General features: G+C 69.7%; 14 protein-coding genes and 2 pseudogenes. 7 read left to right on the top strand and 9 right to left on the bottom strand.

All coding sequences use genetic code 11. The features are described 5' to 3' along the window. Nucleotides 1-26: 26 nt before the first annotated feature. The 4 genes and pseudogenes from HCK00_RS23265 (at nt 27) to HCK00_RS28270 (ending at nt 2,737) form a co-directional block, all read left to right on the top strand. Nucleotides 27-894, top strand: a pseudogene (locus HCK00_RS23265) (SPDY domain-containing protein). Nucleotides 895-931: 37 nt separating this feature from the next. Continuing rightward, nucleotides 932-1,426: a hypothetical protein gene (locus tag HCK00_RS23270; protein WP_168103974.1), complete on the top strand. Its 495-nt coding sequence runs from the start codon at nt 932-934 to the stop codon at nt 1,424-1,426. Between the two features lie 61 nt (nt 1,427-1,487). Next, nucleotides 1,488-2,516: a SpaA isopeptide-forming pilin-related protein gene (locus HCK00_RS23275; RefSeq protein ID WP_168103975.1), complete on the top strand. Its 1,029-nt coding sequence runs from the start codon at nt 1,488-1,490 to the stop codon at nt 2,514-2,516. Nucleotides 2,517-2,608: 92 nt separating this feature from the next. Then, nucleotides 2,609-2,737 (top strand): hypothetical protein, encoded by a 129-nt coding sequence (locus HCK00_RS28270; RefSeq protein ID WP_277348294.1) that lies wholly within the window; start codon nt 2,609-2,611, stop codon nt 2,735-2,737. Between the two features lie 164 nt (nt 2,738-2,901). On the opposite strand, the gene HCK00_RS23280 is transcribed toward HCK00_RS28270, so the two are convergent. Continuing rightward, nucleotides 2,902-4,185, bottom strand: a complete 1,284-nt coding sequence (locus HCK00_RS23280) for an MFS transporter (protein ID WP_240966035.1) — start codon at nt 4,183-4,185, stop codon at nt 2,902-2,904. A gap of 486 nt (nt 4,186-4,671) precedes the next feature. Between HCK00_RS23280 and HCK00_RS23285 the strand changes: the two genes are divergently transcribed. Next, entirely contained in the window at nt 4,672-5,133 is a 462-nt protein-coding gene (locus tag HCK00_RS23285) for a TSCPD domain-containing protein (protein WP_240966037.1), read from the top strand. A gap of 855 nt (nt 5,134-5,988) precedes the next feature. On the opposite strand, the gene HCK00_RS23290 is transcribed toward HCK00_RS23285, so the two are convergent. Beyond that, entirely contained in the window at nt 5,989-6,513 is a 525-nt protein-coding gene (locus HCK00_RS23290; protein WP_168103976.1) for a hypothetical protein, read from the bottom strand. Nucleotides 6,514-7,051: 538 nt separating this feature from the next. Here HCK00_RS23290 and HCK00_RS23295 point away from each other — a divergent pair. Then, nucleotides 7,052-7,342, top strand: a complete 291-nt coding sequence (locus tag HCK00_RS23295; RefSeq protein WP_168103977.1) for a hypothetical protein — start codon at nt 7,052-7,054, stop codon at nt 7,340-7,342. 15 nt (nt 7,343-7,357) lie between these two features. Continuing rightward, nucleotides 7,358-8,179, top strand: coding sequence for an SPDY domain-containing protein (locus HCK00_RS23300; RefSeq protein ID WP_168104001.1), 822 nt, complete (start codon nt 7,358-7,360; stop codon nt 8,177-8,179). A gap of 396 nt (nt 8,180-8,575) precedes the next feature. Here the strand turns inward: HCK00_RS23300 and HCK00_RS23305 are convergent, their stop codons facing one another. The 7 genes and pseudogenes from HCK00_RS23305 to HCK00_RS23335 all read right to left on the bottom strand — a co-directional run. Continuing rightward, nucleotides 8,576-9,274, bottom strand: coding sequence for a hypothetical protein (locus tag HCK00_RS23305; RefSeq protein WP_168103978.1), 699 nt, complete (start codon nt 9,272-9,274; stop codon nt 8,576-8,578). Nucleotides 9,275-9,348: 74 nt separating this feature from the next. Then, entirely contained in the window at nt 9,349-9,798 is a 450-nt protein-coding gene (locus HCK00_RS23310; RefSeq protein WP_168103979.1) for a hypothetical protein, read from the bottom strand. A gap of 84 nt (nt 9,799-9,882) precedes the next feature. Further along, nucleotides 9,883-11,592: a relaxase/mobilization nuclease domain-containing protein gene (locus HCK00_RS23315; RefSeq protein ID WP_168103980.1), complete on the bottom strand. Its 1,710-nt coding sequence runs from the start codon at nt 11,590-11,592 to the stop codon at nt 9,883-9,885. Further along, nucleotides 11,589-12,215, bottom strand: coding sequence for a plasmid mobilization protein (locus tag HCK00_RS27960; RefSeq protein ID WP_240966038.1), 627 nt, complete (start codon nt 12,213-12,215; stop codon nt 11,589-11,591). Before HCK00_RS27960 ends, HCK00_RS23315 begins: the two co-directional genes overlap by 4 nt. Then, nucleotides 12,212-12,382 carry a hypothetical protein gene (locus HCK00_RS23325; protein ID WP_311765444.1) on the bottom strand — a complete coding sequence of 57 codons (171 nt, stop codon included), beginning with the start codon at nt 12,380-12,382 and terminating at the stop codon, nt 12,212-12,214. The genes HCK00_RS27960 and HCK00_RS23325 overlap by 4 nt, the downstream gene beginning before the upstream one ends. A 148-nt stretch (nt 12,383-12,530) precedes the next feature. After that, nucleotides 12,531-12,722: a hypothetical protein gene (locus tag HCK00_RS23330; protein WP_168103982.1), complete on the bottom strand. Its 192-nt coding sequence runs from the start codon at nt 12,720-12,722 to the stop codon at nt 12,531-12,533. Further along, nucleotides 12,719-13,072 (bottom strand): annotated as a pseudogene (locus tag HCK00_RS23335) (hypothetical protein); the annotation flags it as partial. The gene HCK00_RS23330 and the pseudogene HCK00_RS23335, both read right to left, overlap by 4 nt.

Raw genomic sequence — 13,072 nt, forward strand, 5'->3', positions numbered from 1 at the left:
CCGAACACCTACATCTCAGGACCCGCGTGCCACCCCACGACGACCTACACACCATCGACGGAGACGTCTACGTCTGCCCGCGCTACCTCGCCGGCACCACCGGCATCGGCGACCCCGCCCTCGCGCCCCTCCGCGACCTCGGTTGGAATCTGGAGAACGACGACCTCGGCAACGCCTACGTCCACGCACCCGACCGCAAGGTCCGCCTCGGCTACCTGCCCGAAGGCGAGGACGACGGCCTGTGGCACATCAACGCCTACAGCGATCCCTTCGGACCGCCGGCCCTGGGGCGTCTGCTTCAACGACTCCTGCCCGACCGAGTTCGTCACCGCGTTCACCACCGCGCTCGCCAAGGCGTACCAGCAGGGCCCGGATGCCTACCTCGCGACGCCGAAGCCGGGCAGCGCGGACCGTGACCCGTTCCTCGCGGTCGTACCGCTCATCAACCGCGGCTGGCAGATCGACCACCCCCGGTGGGGCGTCTTCGCGATCCAGTCGCCCGACGGATATGCGGGGCTGGAGTTCACCACCGGACGCCTCGACCCGGAAGCCGAGTTGACCACCCGCGACGCCCGCTGGCAGCTGTGGGCCGGCACCTCGATCGACCGCCCGGCCTGGTACGCCACCGCCAGCACCGACACCCCCGTGGCCCTGATCAAGGCCGTCACCGAGTGCGTGTCCGATCCCGCGCCGCTGCCCCGCTGGAGGGAGGAAACGTACAGCTACGTCAAGGGCATGGCCCAGCTCACCCCGGTCATCCCACCCCGGTCCTCGGCCCCGACACCGCTCGACGTCCAGCGCGCCGCCGCCCGTAGCCCCGCCGCCCTTCCCGCTTCCAGTGTCCCGCGCTGGAGTACCACCAGCCGGCCCGCTCTGCCCGGCCCCGGCCGTTGACCACCCGCCACTTCACCGTCCGACCGGAGGCATCCGCTTGGCCCTGCACGCCCGCGAGTTCTTCATGGAGCACCTGAAGCTCCCGTTCACCGAGGCAGGCGTTGTCGGCAGCACCTACTACGCGACCCCCGTTCCCGCTGGCCCGCTGAGGCTGCGGATCGACTTCGCCCGGACCATCCGCGCAGACGAGTACAACGGCCTGCGCCTGGCCGTCATCCACCAGGACAGAGGCGAACTCGACGCCGCGGTGCTGCGCTTCGAGGACCACAAGACCTTCGACCACCGCGACGCATCTCAGGGCCGCAGTCCGAGGGAATCGGGGTACGGCACCTTCCAGGAGCTTCGCGACCGTCCCGACTGGGTGCCCTGGGAACACGCCCACACAGACGGACTGCGCAACGCCATCGAGCAGTACGTCTCCGTCTGGTTCCCCGGTGCCTGGAAGACGCCCGCGCCGTCACGTACCTCGGGCCGCACCGTCCGGAAGGCCCCGTCACCCGAGACCGCCCGCAGCGGCACTCGCTCCCGCTGAACCGTCGCAGCCCCGCGCTGCCGCCCCTTCGTCATCCTCTTCCTCGTTCAGGAGTTCCTGCTTGCGCATCACCCCTGCCCGCCGCCTTCCCGTCGCCGTTGCCGCGGCGGTGACCGGCACCCTTACCTGGGCCCCGACCGCGACTGCCCAGCCGACCGAGCCGACGCCCTCCGCTGCTGTCACCGACACACCCCAGCCCGACGCGGGCAGCATCGGCATTGTCAAGAAGGATCCAGCCGGCGACATCCTTAAAGGCGCCGCCTTCCTCCTCTTCGACGCCACCGGCCAGGAAGCCGGCAGCGGCACCACCGACGCCCAGGGGCAGCTGACCTTCACCGGTCTCGCCCCCGGCGTGTACCGGCTGAAGGAGACGACCTCAGGCAGCCCGCTCCACGATGTCGTCGCCGACCAGGACGTCATCGTCACCCCCGGCGCCACCGCCCGCCTGACGATCGTCGACCCGTTCAAGCCCGCCCAGGTCCTGCTGAAGACCAAGGACAACAAGACCGGCAAGCTCCTGCCCGGCTCCACCGTGAACATCGGCAGCGGCGAGAAGACCCTGCTCACCCTCACCACCGGTCCGAAGGGCACCGCCACCGGCGAACTCGCTGTGCCCAGCCGCAAGGCCGAGTTCTGGGTCAAGCAGGTCAAGGCCCCCAAGGGCTACGAACTCTCCAAGCCCGTGAAGACCTTCACCGCCGGACCCGGCGCCCCGATTACCGTGACCGTCACCAACACCAAGACCGCCACCACGCCCAAGCCCACCGAGAAGCCGACGGACCAGCCGACCGCTACCCCGTCGATGCCCACGGACAGTCCGGCCGGGAGCACTTCTGGCGGGTCAGCGTCCAATCCGCCGGCCACCGGCACACCGGACACTGACTCCTCAGTCATCTCGTCAGCGGACGGGACGGATCCCACGTCACCGAAGACTCCGGGCGGTTCCCTCGCCCACACCGGCGCCGACGCCACCCCGTGGATCCTCGGCGGTGCCGGACTCATGCTCGTCGGCGGCATCGGCGCGATTGCCGCCGCGCGCCGCCGTACGGGCTCCGAGCCCGAGCCGGACGAGAACGCCGACACGAACTAACTGGTCTTCCCCATGCCAGGCCCCTGGGACCGAGTCCCGGGGGCCTGGCGCGCATCCATGGCGACGGCCAGGGCCACGCCTTCCGCCGGGATGTGGCGCGCACCTTCTGGGACCTGGCCGACGACGAGGACGTCCTGCTCGCCGCGCTGGAGGGCAAGCGAGACACCGAGCACTGGCGCCTGCCTGTTCCGCCACCGGACCAGCAGGGCCGTCCCGAGTGACCAACCGCGGCTGGACACGTCGGACGCCCCCGCGGAGCCCCTCCACACTCGTAGGCCCACAGGCCGTACGAGCGGGGGTCAGGCGCGACGGAACCTCGACTGTGTTCTGTTGGGGGCCTGATTGCTGGTGTTCGGCACGGCTGGCCCAGTCGACGCGGCAGCATTTAAAGGCGCTCGGCACCACTTCGACCGCCCGTTGCCGGACCTTGCGGGCCGGGGGCGACGGGATTGCAAGCCGCAGAGCCGAGAGCTACGGCGGTGTCGGCTCCCGGCACTGAACGGCCGGCTCGGCGCGCCTCGCCCCACCAGCCGACCCCCGTCAGCACCAGGGTGAGGCCGACTCCGGCCAGGATGGCCGTGGACGGTGCCACCGCCTTGAGGAGGGCCCCGGCGAGCGACCCTGTCGCCGCGTAGCCTGCACCCGCCGCCGCGTACATCACGGAGTAACCTGCGGCCAGAGCGCCCGGCGGAAGCGCCTCGCGCAGAGACAGGTTGCGGGTGAGCATCGCACACGACTGAAGTGTGCCCCCCACGACCAGCGCGGCGGCGATCCCGGCCGGGTGATGCGTCAGTGCCGCAAGGGTTACGCACGCCGATGTCCCGGCCATCAACACCAGGCTGCGGGTGCGCAGCCGCCCGGGCCAGGACCGAAGACCGTGGACAAAGGCGCCGAGCCCCCCGCCCACCGCCATCCCGGTCAGCAGCGGACCGGACCAGCCGACGCCGACGCCGCGCTGTTCGAGCAGGGCCGGCAGCACGAGTTCGGACAGACCGAGCAGGGCCAGACTGGCCGCGCCCGTGACGTACACCGGCCAGGCGCCGGTCAGGAGTCGCAGCAGCGACGCACTCGTCCGGTCCTCGCCGCCCGTGTCGTCCGCGCCCCAGCTGGCCGGAAGCAGCCACAGGCCCGCGACCGACGACGCCATCAGGGCGGCACCGAGGATCAGCGGGGCGGGTGATGCTACACCGAGGGCCAGACCGGCAACCGCTGCCGGGGAGACGGCCCAGATGCCGGCCGTCAGTATCGACTCGATGGATAGCGCCTGCGCTGTCGCACGCTCCGGGACGAGCACGGTGAGCAGCGTGCGCAGGCCACCGGTGGTAGCGGTCGGGGCGGCACCGGCGAGACACGCAAACCCGGCGAGGACCGCCGGATGCACGCCGGGGAACACCCCGAGGCCCGTGAAGGCGCCGGCTCCGACCGCGAGCCCGACGGCCAGGTGAACACGGGCGCGGTCGGGGCGCAGGCGCATCCCGAGGACGGGGGCGCCGATGATCTCGCCGATGACGTAGGCCGCCGCGAGGATCGCGCCCAGGGAGTAGCCGCCAGGGCGTTCGCGCACCAGGAAGACCAGGGCCAACGGAGCCATGGCCACCGGCATGCGGGCGCCGACGGTGGTACAGGACCAGATCAGGACCTGCCTCGAGGCGACGTCGCGGTAGCTCATGGGACGACGCTAGAGGCCGGCACCGACAACGCCCCAGGGGATTTCCGGCGCCTGCGGATATGAGCCTGCGGGCGTTGTTCGTGAGCCCGTGCACGTGCGTTGCTGTCACGCGCTCGCGTCTCGCAGCACGGGAGACGGCCCGTGGCAACGGTACCGCCCCGGAAGCCTGGGTTACCGGCACGATCGCAGAACCCCAACTCCCCTGTGCATTCGATGTGTTGGAGTCAGTGTGCCTCTCGTGGCTTCAGGGGGCTCGCTCGGCGTGCCGCGTTTGGCGCTGTCTGCCTCCCACCTTTACGGTAACCCCAACATGTTGTGGTCAACATCGATTTGATGCCCACAGTTTGTGTATTCGTTTGCGCTCTGCTCAGATTCGCGAGTAAGGATGGGGATCATTCCATGGCCCAACGGTTCGGTGACAGCACGACGCGAACGCGCAGCGGGGAGCACGCTGTCGAGCCGACCCAGCAGCATCCTCTGCGGCGCATGCAGTCGACGACCCGGTCGTTCACGGTCGGCGAGGGCAAGGGGTACCTGACCGTCGCATGCACCGAGGACGGGGCCCCCGCCGAAGTGCTGATCCGTATGGCCAAGCAGGGCTCCACGCTCGCGGGCATGATGGACGCCTTCTCCTCAACCATCACCCAGGGCCTCCGGCATGGCGTTCCGCTCAGGGCGTTCGTCACCGACTACGTCGGAATGCGCTTCGAGCCCGCCGGCCTCACCAACGACCCAGAGGTCAAGCAGGCAAGTTCCGTCATGGACTACGTCGGCCGCCGCCTGGCCCTCGACTACCTGCCCTACGACCTCCGGGTGGAACTCAACGTCCTCACCACCGAAGAGCGGGCCACCAAGGAAGCCATCGACGGAGTCGGCGACGCCGTGTGGACCGACATGGTGGGCCTGTCCATGTCCGCTCCCCTCGTGGCACGACCACGCCGTAGCTGACCCTCCCCCCCCGGCCCGAACGCAGCCGTGGAACGGACGAACTGCGCCAGATCGCCTGAGACCACAATCGAATCGGGCCAGACCACTCGAGACGGAAAGCCAGATCTTTCGAGACGGGACAGCTGGGTTCGCTGCCAAACGCCTCGATCGGATGACGAGGGACAGTCGTCTGTTGTCAGCGAAGCCAGCCGCTCTGCCATCCAACCCAGTCGAATAGCGGTGATCTCTCGGTGTCGCCGCAATGGACACCGTGGCCATGCCGCTACGCGTGGGCTGCGCACTCTCGGATGGGAGACTTGTTCACATGAAAGAGGTGCGCTGCGAGCGGTGCGACAACATCATCGGCATGGGGTGCGCCTGTCCTCCTGATGGCAGCGTGCCCAAGGCACACCCGGAGGAAAGGCGTGTTCGACAGGAGTGGCGGCGGTTCCCCGGCAACGCCATCTTGATCAAACAGAATGGTAAGGCGCACGTTCCGGGCGCCTGCGATCACATGACAGAAGACGAGGTGCAGCCCCCGAAGTGGGGTTGGATCCTCGATCCGGCGCCCGGAGATTGGGACCGTATCAGCGAAAGCAGCCCAGCGATCGCCACTGGGGGGAACGCGCGGCTGCGGGCGACGAGTCGGTGCATGACGTGCATGGGGACTCTCGGCGGCTGATGGGTAGCAGGGCGTGCTGTGCTGTGGGATAGCTGGCCAGAGGGCCGACGGCTTCCCGTTGGCCCTCGTTAGTGTCGTGGTTCTGGGCACGCCGGATGCGGCACGACTCGGTCCGATGGTGTCCTTGGACAGCGAAGTTAGTCGGGGGCGACTCTCTGATCTGCGACGACTGGATTGAATGTCAAACGCCGTGGTCAGGTTCGCGCACGCGGGAGCAGGCGATCCAGCTCTTCACGGGCCCAGCGGCAGTGGTCCACACCGCAGGGGGTCAGACCACGCGCCTCGGCTTCGGACTCGAACTGCGTGTGGAACGAGTCAGGATGCCGCCCGGCACCGGAGACGCGGCCGCAGCTCATGCTGTAGTGGTAGATCTTGAGGGCAGCGCCGATGGTGGTCCGGGTCCAGACAACGGGGTCGTTCCAATGGGCCCTTAGGCTTGCCTCCCGTGCTTCGAGGGCTTGACGTTCACTGGGGATCGGGTCGAGGGCGGTAGCGAAGTCCGCGCGTGCCAGTCCTCGAACGCGCTGACTCTCTCCGCTGTCTTGGAACAGGAGGCGGTCGGCGTCGGTCTCGTGAGTCATGCACCGCTCGCGGATAGCTTGCGCTGCCTGACTGCGCCGCAGCTCGTAGGCTTCCCGATCCGCGAGAAGCTGCTTGAGCTGGCGCCCTCGGTGTTCGTTACGCCAGACGAGTAGGTCCGAAGTACTGATGACGTCCACGGTGCTTTTCCCCCTAATGCGCGTTGTGCGCGCGAGCGTACATCGCGAGCCGAGGACGGGGCCGGAGTGTGCTCGATGTGTGGACGGAGGGAACTCCACGTCCGTGACTACCGCGACTGGGTTGGCTGACACGGAGCGTCAGTCGCGGTGGTATGACGACTGAGTTGGGTGACAACGGACAGATGGCAAAACGACTGGGTGCGATGTCCACGGACCACAGTTCGCCCGGGGCAGACAGGAAAGAGCCGGGAAAGACTGGCCAACGCGCGTAGACCTATGTCAACGTAGACGACCCTTCCCGGAAACAGCCAGGTCAGAGAGGTGATTGTCCGTGGCTGTGGCTCCCGTGAGCCACGGAGACGCCTGCCGATATCGTCCCGTCGTGTCACGCGTGCTGGAGACCCCCGGCCCCTGTGAAGGACAAAGTCGAGTAGGCGCCAGGAGATTCCACACGGCACCGCGCTCCTTCTGCCCAACCTTGAGCGGCGCGACCTCCGCCGTCCCGTACGCCCCCTCCCTGCATGTAAGGAGACTTCCCGTGGAGCCCTCGGAGATGACCGTCGGTGACCTCATCGACCGCCTGTCCGCCTGCGACCGGACCGCGCCCTTGCGGCTGGCGATGAACCCGTTCTTCCCCATGGCCCATCGCCCGGCGCAGGTCGTCGAAGCGTGCGATGAGGCCGGACGGCCCGTCGTCTACGTGGCCGAGGGACGGGACGCGGACAGCCAGCTCGGGCATCTGCCGCCCGAGGTAGCCGTGGCCCTGACCTGGCAGGCCCCTGTCCAGGCGCCCCCGCGCCGCCCCCGCCGTACCGCCCGCGGAAAGTAGATCCGCACCCAGCCCCTGGAGGCGCCCCTGAACCCCAGCCACTCGCTCGGCCCGTCTACCCCGAACCGCGCTCAGCCCGCGTACTGGGTCGGCCCTCGACACCTCGCCGGTGACGACGGACGTCTCTACGACGCTGTCGCCGACACGCTGGCGGGCCTGAATTGGACGAGCCTGGCAATCGTCCGCGGACGCCAGGCGCCTGACGAGGCACCCGAGGACCGCCAGGTCCTGCGCAGCACCGTGCTCCACGTCAGCCCCGACACCCTGCGGTGGGCTCAATGGGTGCTGCCGGACGAGCCGTTTCACCTGGGCGGGCTGCCGATCGCCTGGCAGGTCTGTGCCCGTCAGGACGTGACCACGCCGCTCGCGCAGTGGTCCGCCTACTTCACCCCCGACGTCCCAGGCGAGGTCCTAGCCGAATTCCTCGTGGCGCTCGATGCCCGCGATCAGCCCACCGCCGCGTTCACCGGGCCAGAGCTGGTTCTCGACGCCGTCACCGCGCACGGCTGGCTCCGCGACGTCGACCAGCTCGACGCCGGGGCGACGGATCCGACCTTCACCTCCCACCTCAGCCTCGGCGAGGTGCCGCCCCTCATCCAGGACGGTGATCCCCGTGCCCTGACCGTCGAGGCGGACGAGGCGGGGCCTGTCGGATGGCAGGCATGGGCAGAGCCTGTGCTAGGCGCGCCGTGCCTGTGGGCGGGGTCCTTCAGCGCCAGCGTGCCGCACGACCTCGTCGCCGCCTTCGCCGCATCCCTCAGTTCCACCGCACCGGTCCTGCGCCGGGTGCTGCCCGAGAGCACGCGGGACCGACTCCTGCGCGCCCCGGCCAGCTGAGTGCCGGCGCACCGTTTGCATCCGACAGCCCGGTTTCCCGAGTCATTCGGGAGACCGGGCTGTTTGCTTGGCTCTGACGTCGTTCTCCGGCCCCGCCGTGACGGCCAGCACTGGACCCGGATCGTGAACATCGATAACGGCTTGAGGTGGCTCCACTTGAGAGTCGGCGCAGATCAGCAGCATAAGAGGGTGGGGCCATCGCAAACCGTCCCTTCACAAAATGGGACCGGCCGAAGCCGTCACAGTGGGGCCGCTGAACAACGTCACGGCCAGTTTGCTGTTACCGGCTGGCTCCTAACCTCTCCTCAGCCACTTCCCCTGAAGGGCCCTGGCGCAGATACACCAACAGCGCCCCGGCCATTCGCTTGGCCTGGGGCGCTGTGGCGTGGCAGGGCGTCAACGGGCTGCCGTCACCTTGGTGAGAGCCTTGTCGAGGTGCTGGTCGACGAGGGCCGGCGCTCCCGAGACGGTCAGCAGCACGTTCCCGGAGCGGATCGCGGTCTGCTTGACCACGCTGTCCCGCCCGTCGGCGGAGAAGGTGAGGAGCATGCTCCACCGCTCGTCGCCGAGCTCGGGCGCGGACAAGCGCTGCGTGGTGACGTCGATCGCGGTGCTGCCGGAAAGGAGCTGGAAATCCGGGCATCCGGTTATCGCGGCGAAGATCCGGCTGGTGCTGTCGGAGAGCTTGCCTGCGGTGTCGCTGTACAGCCCCTCGGACACTGCCGAGTCGCCGTCGCCGCTGTAGGTGAAGGACGCCTTCGCCTTGTGGGGGAAGTCGAGCGAGCTTCCGGTGACCGCGTCGCCGCCGAGGTTGTCCAGGGCGGGGCAGCCGAGGACGGTGACGTCGTCATGCCGGGCGGGGCGCTGGGGCCTGCGGGTGTAGCCGCTGCCGAGGTCGCTCTCGTCGAGCAGGAGACGCTCCAGCGCGGCCGACGACAGCGGCGCCGTCTGCCGCTCGCCGTTCACCGCAGTGCCGGTGCGGGTGGCGGATGAGGCGGCGGGCTTGGTCTGGCTGGAGGGGGTGGAGCAGGCCGGCAGGGCGAGGACGGTGACGGCCGTGAGGCCGAGGGCGGTGGTGGCGACGCGAACACGCACGGAGAGACCCCTTGTGCTAGGTGACGGTTGGGCAGTGCGGGCCCGTGGGCCCGGAGGGGTCGCAGGGGAGGGGGTCAGTGGCCGAGATGGCGCAGGCAGTCCTCGAACGTCGCGTGCGTCGCGTCCGAGGGGCCGGAGTGCCGGTTGAACCAAGCGGTGTCGAGCCGTGGTTCGAGCTGCTGGTGTCCGGCGCGGCAGCGCAGCCACACCTGGCCGCGGGTGGAGATGATGAGCCAGTCCCGGTACGTGGCGCACTCGGCGCAGGCGACGACCTCATTGTCGAGGACGATCGGCCAGGGCCACGGCATCATCCGGCCCTCGACCTGGTCGTGGCTGGGCACCCGCAAATCCGCCGGCAGGAAGTCGTCCACCACCGGTGCCGGCTCAGCGACCGACTCTGGGGCGATGGCCGCGGGGTGCGGGGGCCTCTGGTTCGCGATGATCCGCGCCTCGAACTCCGCGTGCTTGCGCAGTATCTCGGCCATCTCTGCCTCCGCGCGACGGCGCCGTATCCGGTGGAACAACCGTGGTCCTCCCTCGTCTCGTCCCTGCACACACGATGATCGTCTCGCAACGGCAGGACCAGCTTCCATTCAAAAAGTCTGTAGTTATTGCCTGCGGCTACGAGATCCGGATCGCCCCTGTTCGGACCGCTTCGCGCGGTGCGTGCCCCGGTCTGCTGGGTGATCGCCGAGTGCCATGTCGGTGGTGTCTGCGGGGAGGCCAGCGGCGCGGCGTAGCCGCCACACGAGCACGTCACTGACCGACTCCGCACTCTCCAATTCCCGTCGCCCAGCTGCCTCGGTGAGGAGGACGGCTGGGTCGTGGCCGGCGCTCTCGGCGTCGGCGAGGGTGGCGGCGAGGGCGTACCAGCCGGGTTCGGCCAGGATCTGCTCGGCCAGCTCCGGCAGCGCCTCGCGCAGTACGGCCGTCTGCCGTTGCTGCAGGGGGCGGTTGAGGCGTCGGCCGCGCTGGTAGAGGGCGCCGAGGGGCTGGGCTGCGGCGGCCTGGTATGCGGCGCGCAGATGTTCGGCGGCCTGGTGGGCCGCGGCGGCCTGCTGTGCGTGGCCCTTCTTCGCGTGCCAGTGGATGGCGGCGGTGATGAGGAAGAACAGCATGTCGATCGCCATCGCGGTGGTCGCGCCGTCCTCGCCACGGCCGAGCGCGGGACCGCTGTGGACGAGGTCGCGTGCGGCCTGCCGCAGGGCCTGGTCGTGCCCGCGCCGGGCCTTGACGTGTGAGCGGGAGGCCCGCTCGAACGCCCAGGCCGCTTCGCGCAGTTCGCGGCGGGTGTGGGCGGCGGAGGTTTTCGCCAGCGCGTCCAGGATTTCGCCGGCCGCCGCGATGTACGCGGCGGCCACCGCGTCGTCGCCGTGCTCGACGACCAGCACCGCTTCCCATGCGGCCGAGGCCGTACGCCGGCGCGCGGAGGCTGGGCCGCCCGGTGCCGACTGTCTCGGCGCGGTGTCCGGGGTGTGGCTGTCGGCGGACCAGCGTTCCCGGATGCGGGGAAGGGACAGGTCCGGCGCGAGGCGCGCGCCGGGGTAGAACACTGGCTCGTCCTGGGCGTTGCGGTCATCAGGCAGGGCGACCTTGTACCCGAGCAGGTCCCCGGATGGGGCGTGCCGCTTGCGGATCAGCAGACCGGCGGCGGCTAGTCGGTCGAAGAACTCCTCCTCGCTGGTCGCGCCGGCCACCGCGCGGCGCACGGTCTCGCGCAGCTCTTCCCGTGCGGTGCGCTCGCGGCCCTGGCGCTCGGCTTTGTGGCGTTCGGCGCTGGTGGGCCGCTGGGCGGCGGTGCCGTCGCCGGGGGCGACTTGGTGGAGGCCGAGTTCCTTCTCGATGAGACGGCATTCGGCCTGAGCGCGCTTGCCGGAGCGGAAGTCGTCAGGCCGGCTGCCGTCCTCGCACACCAGGGTGGCGACGATGTGGATGTGGTCGTCGGCGTGGCGTACGGCGGCCCAGCGGCAGCCGGGCTGGCCGCCGCCGGGGTCGATGCCGGTGGCGGCCACGATCCGGCGGGCGATCTCACCCCACTCCTCGTCGGACAGGATCCGGTCGTCCGCGGTCGCGCGTACGGAGGTGTGCCAGACGTGCTTGGCCGGCCGCTTGTGCTCCGGGAGGGCCATCACTGGCTGGTCCAGGAGCTGCTGGAGGTCCTTGAGCGTGGCGTTCGGGTCGCGGCCGGGGTCCGGGGACATGCCGTCAAAGGAGGCCACGAGGTGGGGGTCGGTGTGGTCCTCGTACTTGCCGGTCTCGTAGAGGTATGTGAGGAGACCGATGGTCCGTGATCCTGTGTTGTTGACGCTGGGGATCATGAGCTGTGGTGCTCGATCAGCCGTGTGGCGGCTTCGTGCGCGGTGTCGGCGGCCCGCCGTACGGCGGCGACGGCCGCTTCGAGCTGGGGGGCGTCCGCACCGGAGTTGAGTGCCTTGACTGCCTGGTTGAGGTTGCTGCCGGCCCAGCCGAGCTTGCGGCGGCTGTCGAACAGCGCCGTGATCACTTCACGTTCGTCGGCGATTTCGGCGCTCGTGCGGTCGAGGTCACGGGCTGCGGCGAGCGCGGCGCGGGCGAGGAAACCGGCGACGGACAGGTTGCACCGGGCGGCGGCGGACTTGATCAGAGCGAACTCTTCTTCGTTGAAACGGGTGTTGGGCTGGTGCAGGCGCTTCGTGGCGCGCGGCTGACGCGGACGCTGACGAGCGCGGGCAGCGCGCTCACGGAGGTTGCGACGTGTGGTTGGCTGCTCCTCCTGTCCCGGCTTCGATCCACCCTCGGTCGAAGCCTCCTGGACCTGCGCCCCCCGGTGCAGGTCCTCCCCGTCCCCCTTGGGGGCGGGGTTGGCGGAAGCTACGCTTCCGCCCCAACTTGCTCGCTCCGAGACCGAGTTGAGGTCAGCCGCAGGTCCCGGGGCGGTGCCGTTCTCGTTCGGGTTCGTCATCGGGTTTCGGGCCTCGCGGAGCGGATGGCGTGCTGGATGGCGGCGGCCAGCTCCACGATGTCGGCTGGATCGTCGAGGACGTGGACGGGCCCGTTGGCCGTGTGTTGGACGAGCCACTGGCCGGTCGGGGCGAGGACGGCGGTGTGCAGGAGTCGTCGGTGGACCAAGACGTCCGCCCACGCGCTGGCCTCGTCGGCTGTGGGTAGAGACGAGCGAGGGGTACGAGGGAGCAAAGGGGTTCCTCCTAGAGGGGGTCGCCCGGCAGGGAGCGGGGCCACCCGTAGCGGATAGGGGGTTTGAGCTGCTGCTTCGCTGTCAGCCGCACTCGGGGCAGCGCCCGACGTGGCCGCTGAGCGCCCTGGCCATTCGTGCCTTCGTCGATGCGGCGGTCGTGGCGCTGGACTTCGCTGCCGGCTTGCCGGCATGCCGCTCGGAGTGGGCGCTCAGGTAGCCGATCTCACGCTCGTACTCCTCACGGAGGGCCGTGAACTGCTTGCAGGTCTTCATCGGGTGGTGCTCCTTGCTGTCGTGGTGCTTTGCTCGCTCCGCAGGCGCTGGAGGACGAGGCCGAGTCGCTCGTTCCGGCCGCCCGTCAGGCCCTCGCGCCGGATGATCTCCCTTAGCTGGACCCGGGTGATGGCCTCGTTGCCGTCCCGTGCGAGCAGGGCGGGGACGTGGGGGCGGACCTGCTGGACGAGCTGGTCCACGGACTGCTCCAGCTCGTGCGAAGGGCGCTGCGTCTGCGGGCTGCGCGTTCGGCCACCGCGCCGGCCTTTGTTCTTGGCCTTCTTGGTCGGCTTCCGCCGGAGAGGGGGGACCTTGTGTTCCCGGTCCCCGGTGGGGTCGGTCCCCGTGTC

This window comes from Streptomyces zingiberis, from assembly GCF_012034935.1.
In the GTDB taxonomy this organism is placed as follows: domain Bacteria; phylum Actinomycetota; class Actinomycetes; order Streptomycetales; family Streptomycetaceae; genus Streptomyces; species Streptomyces zingiberis.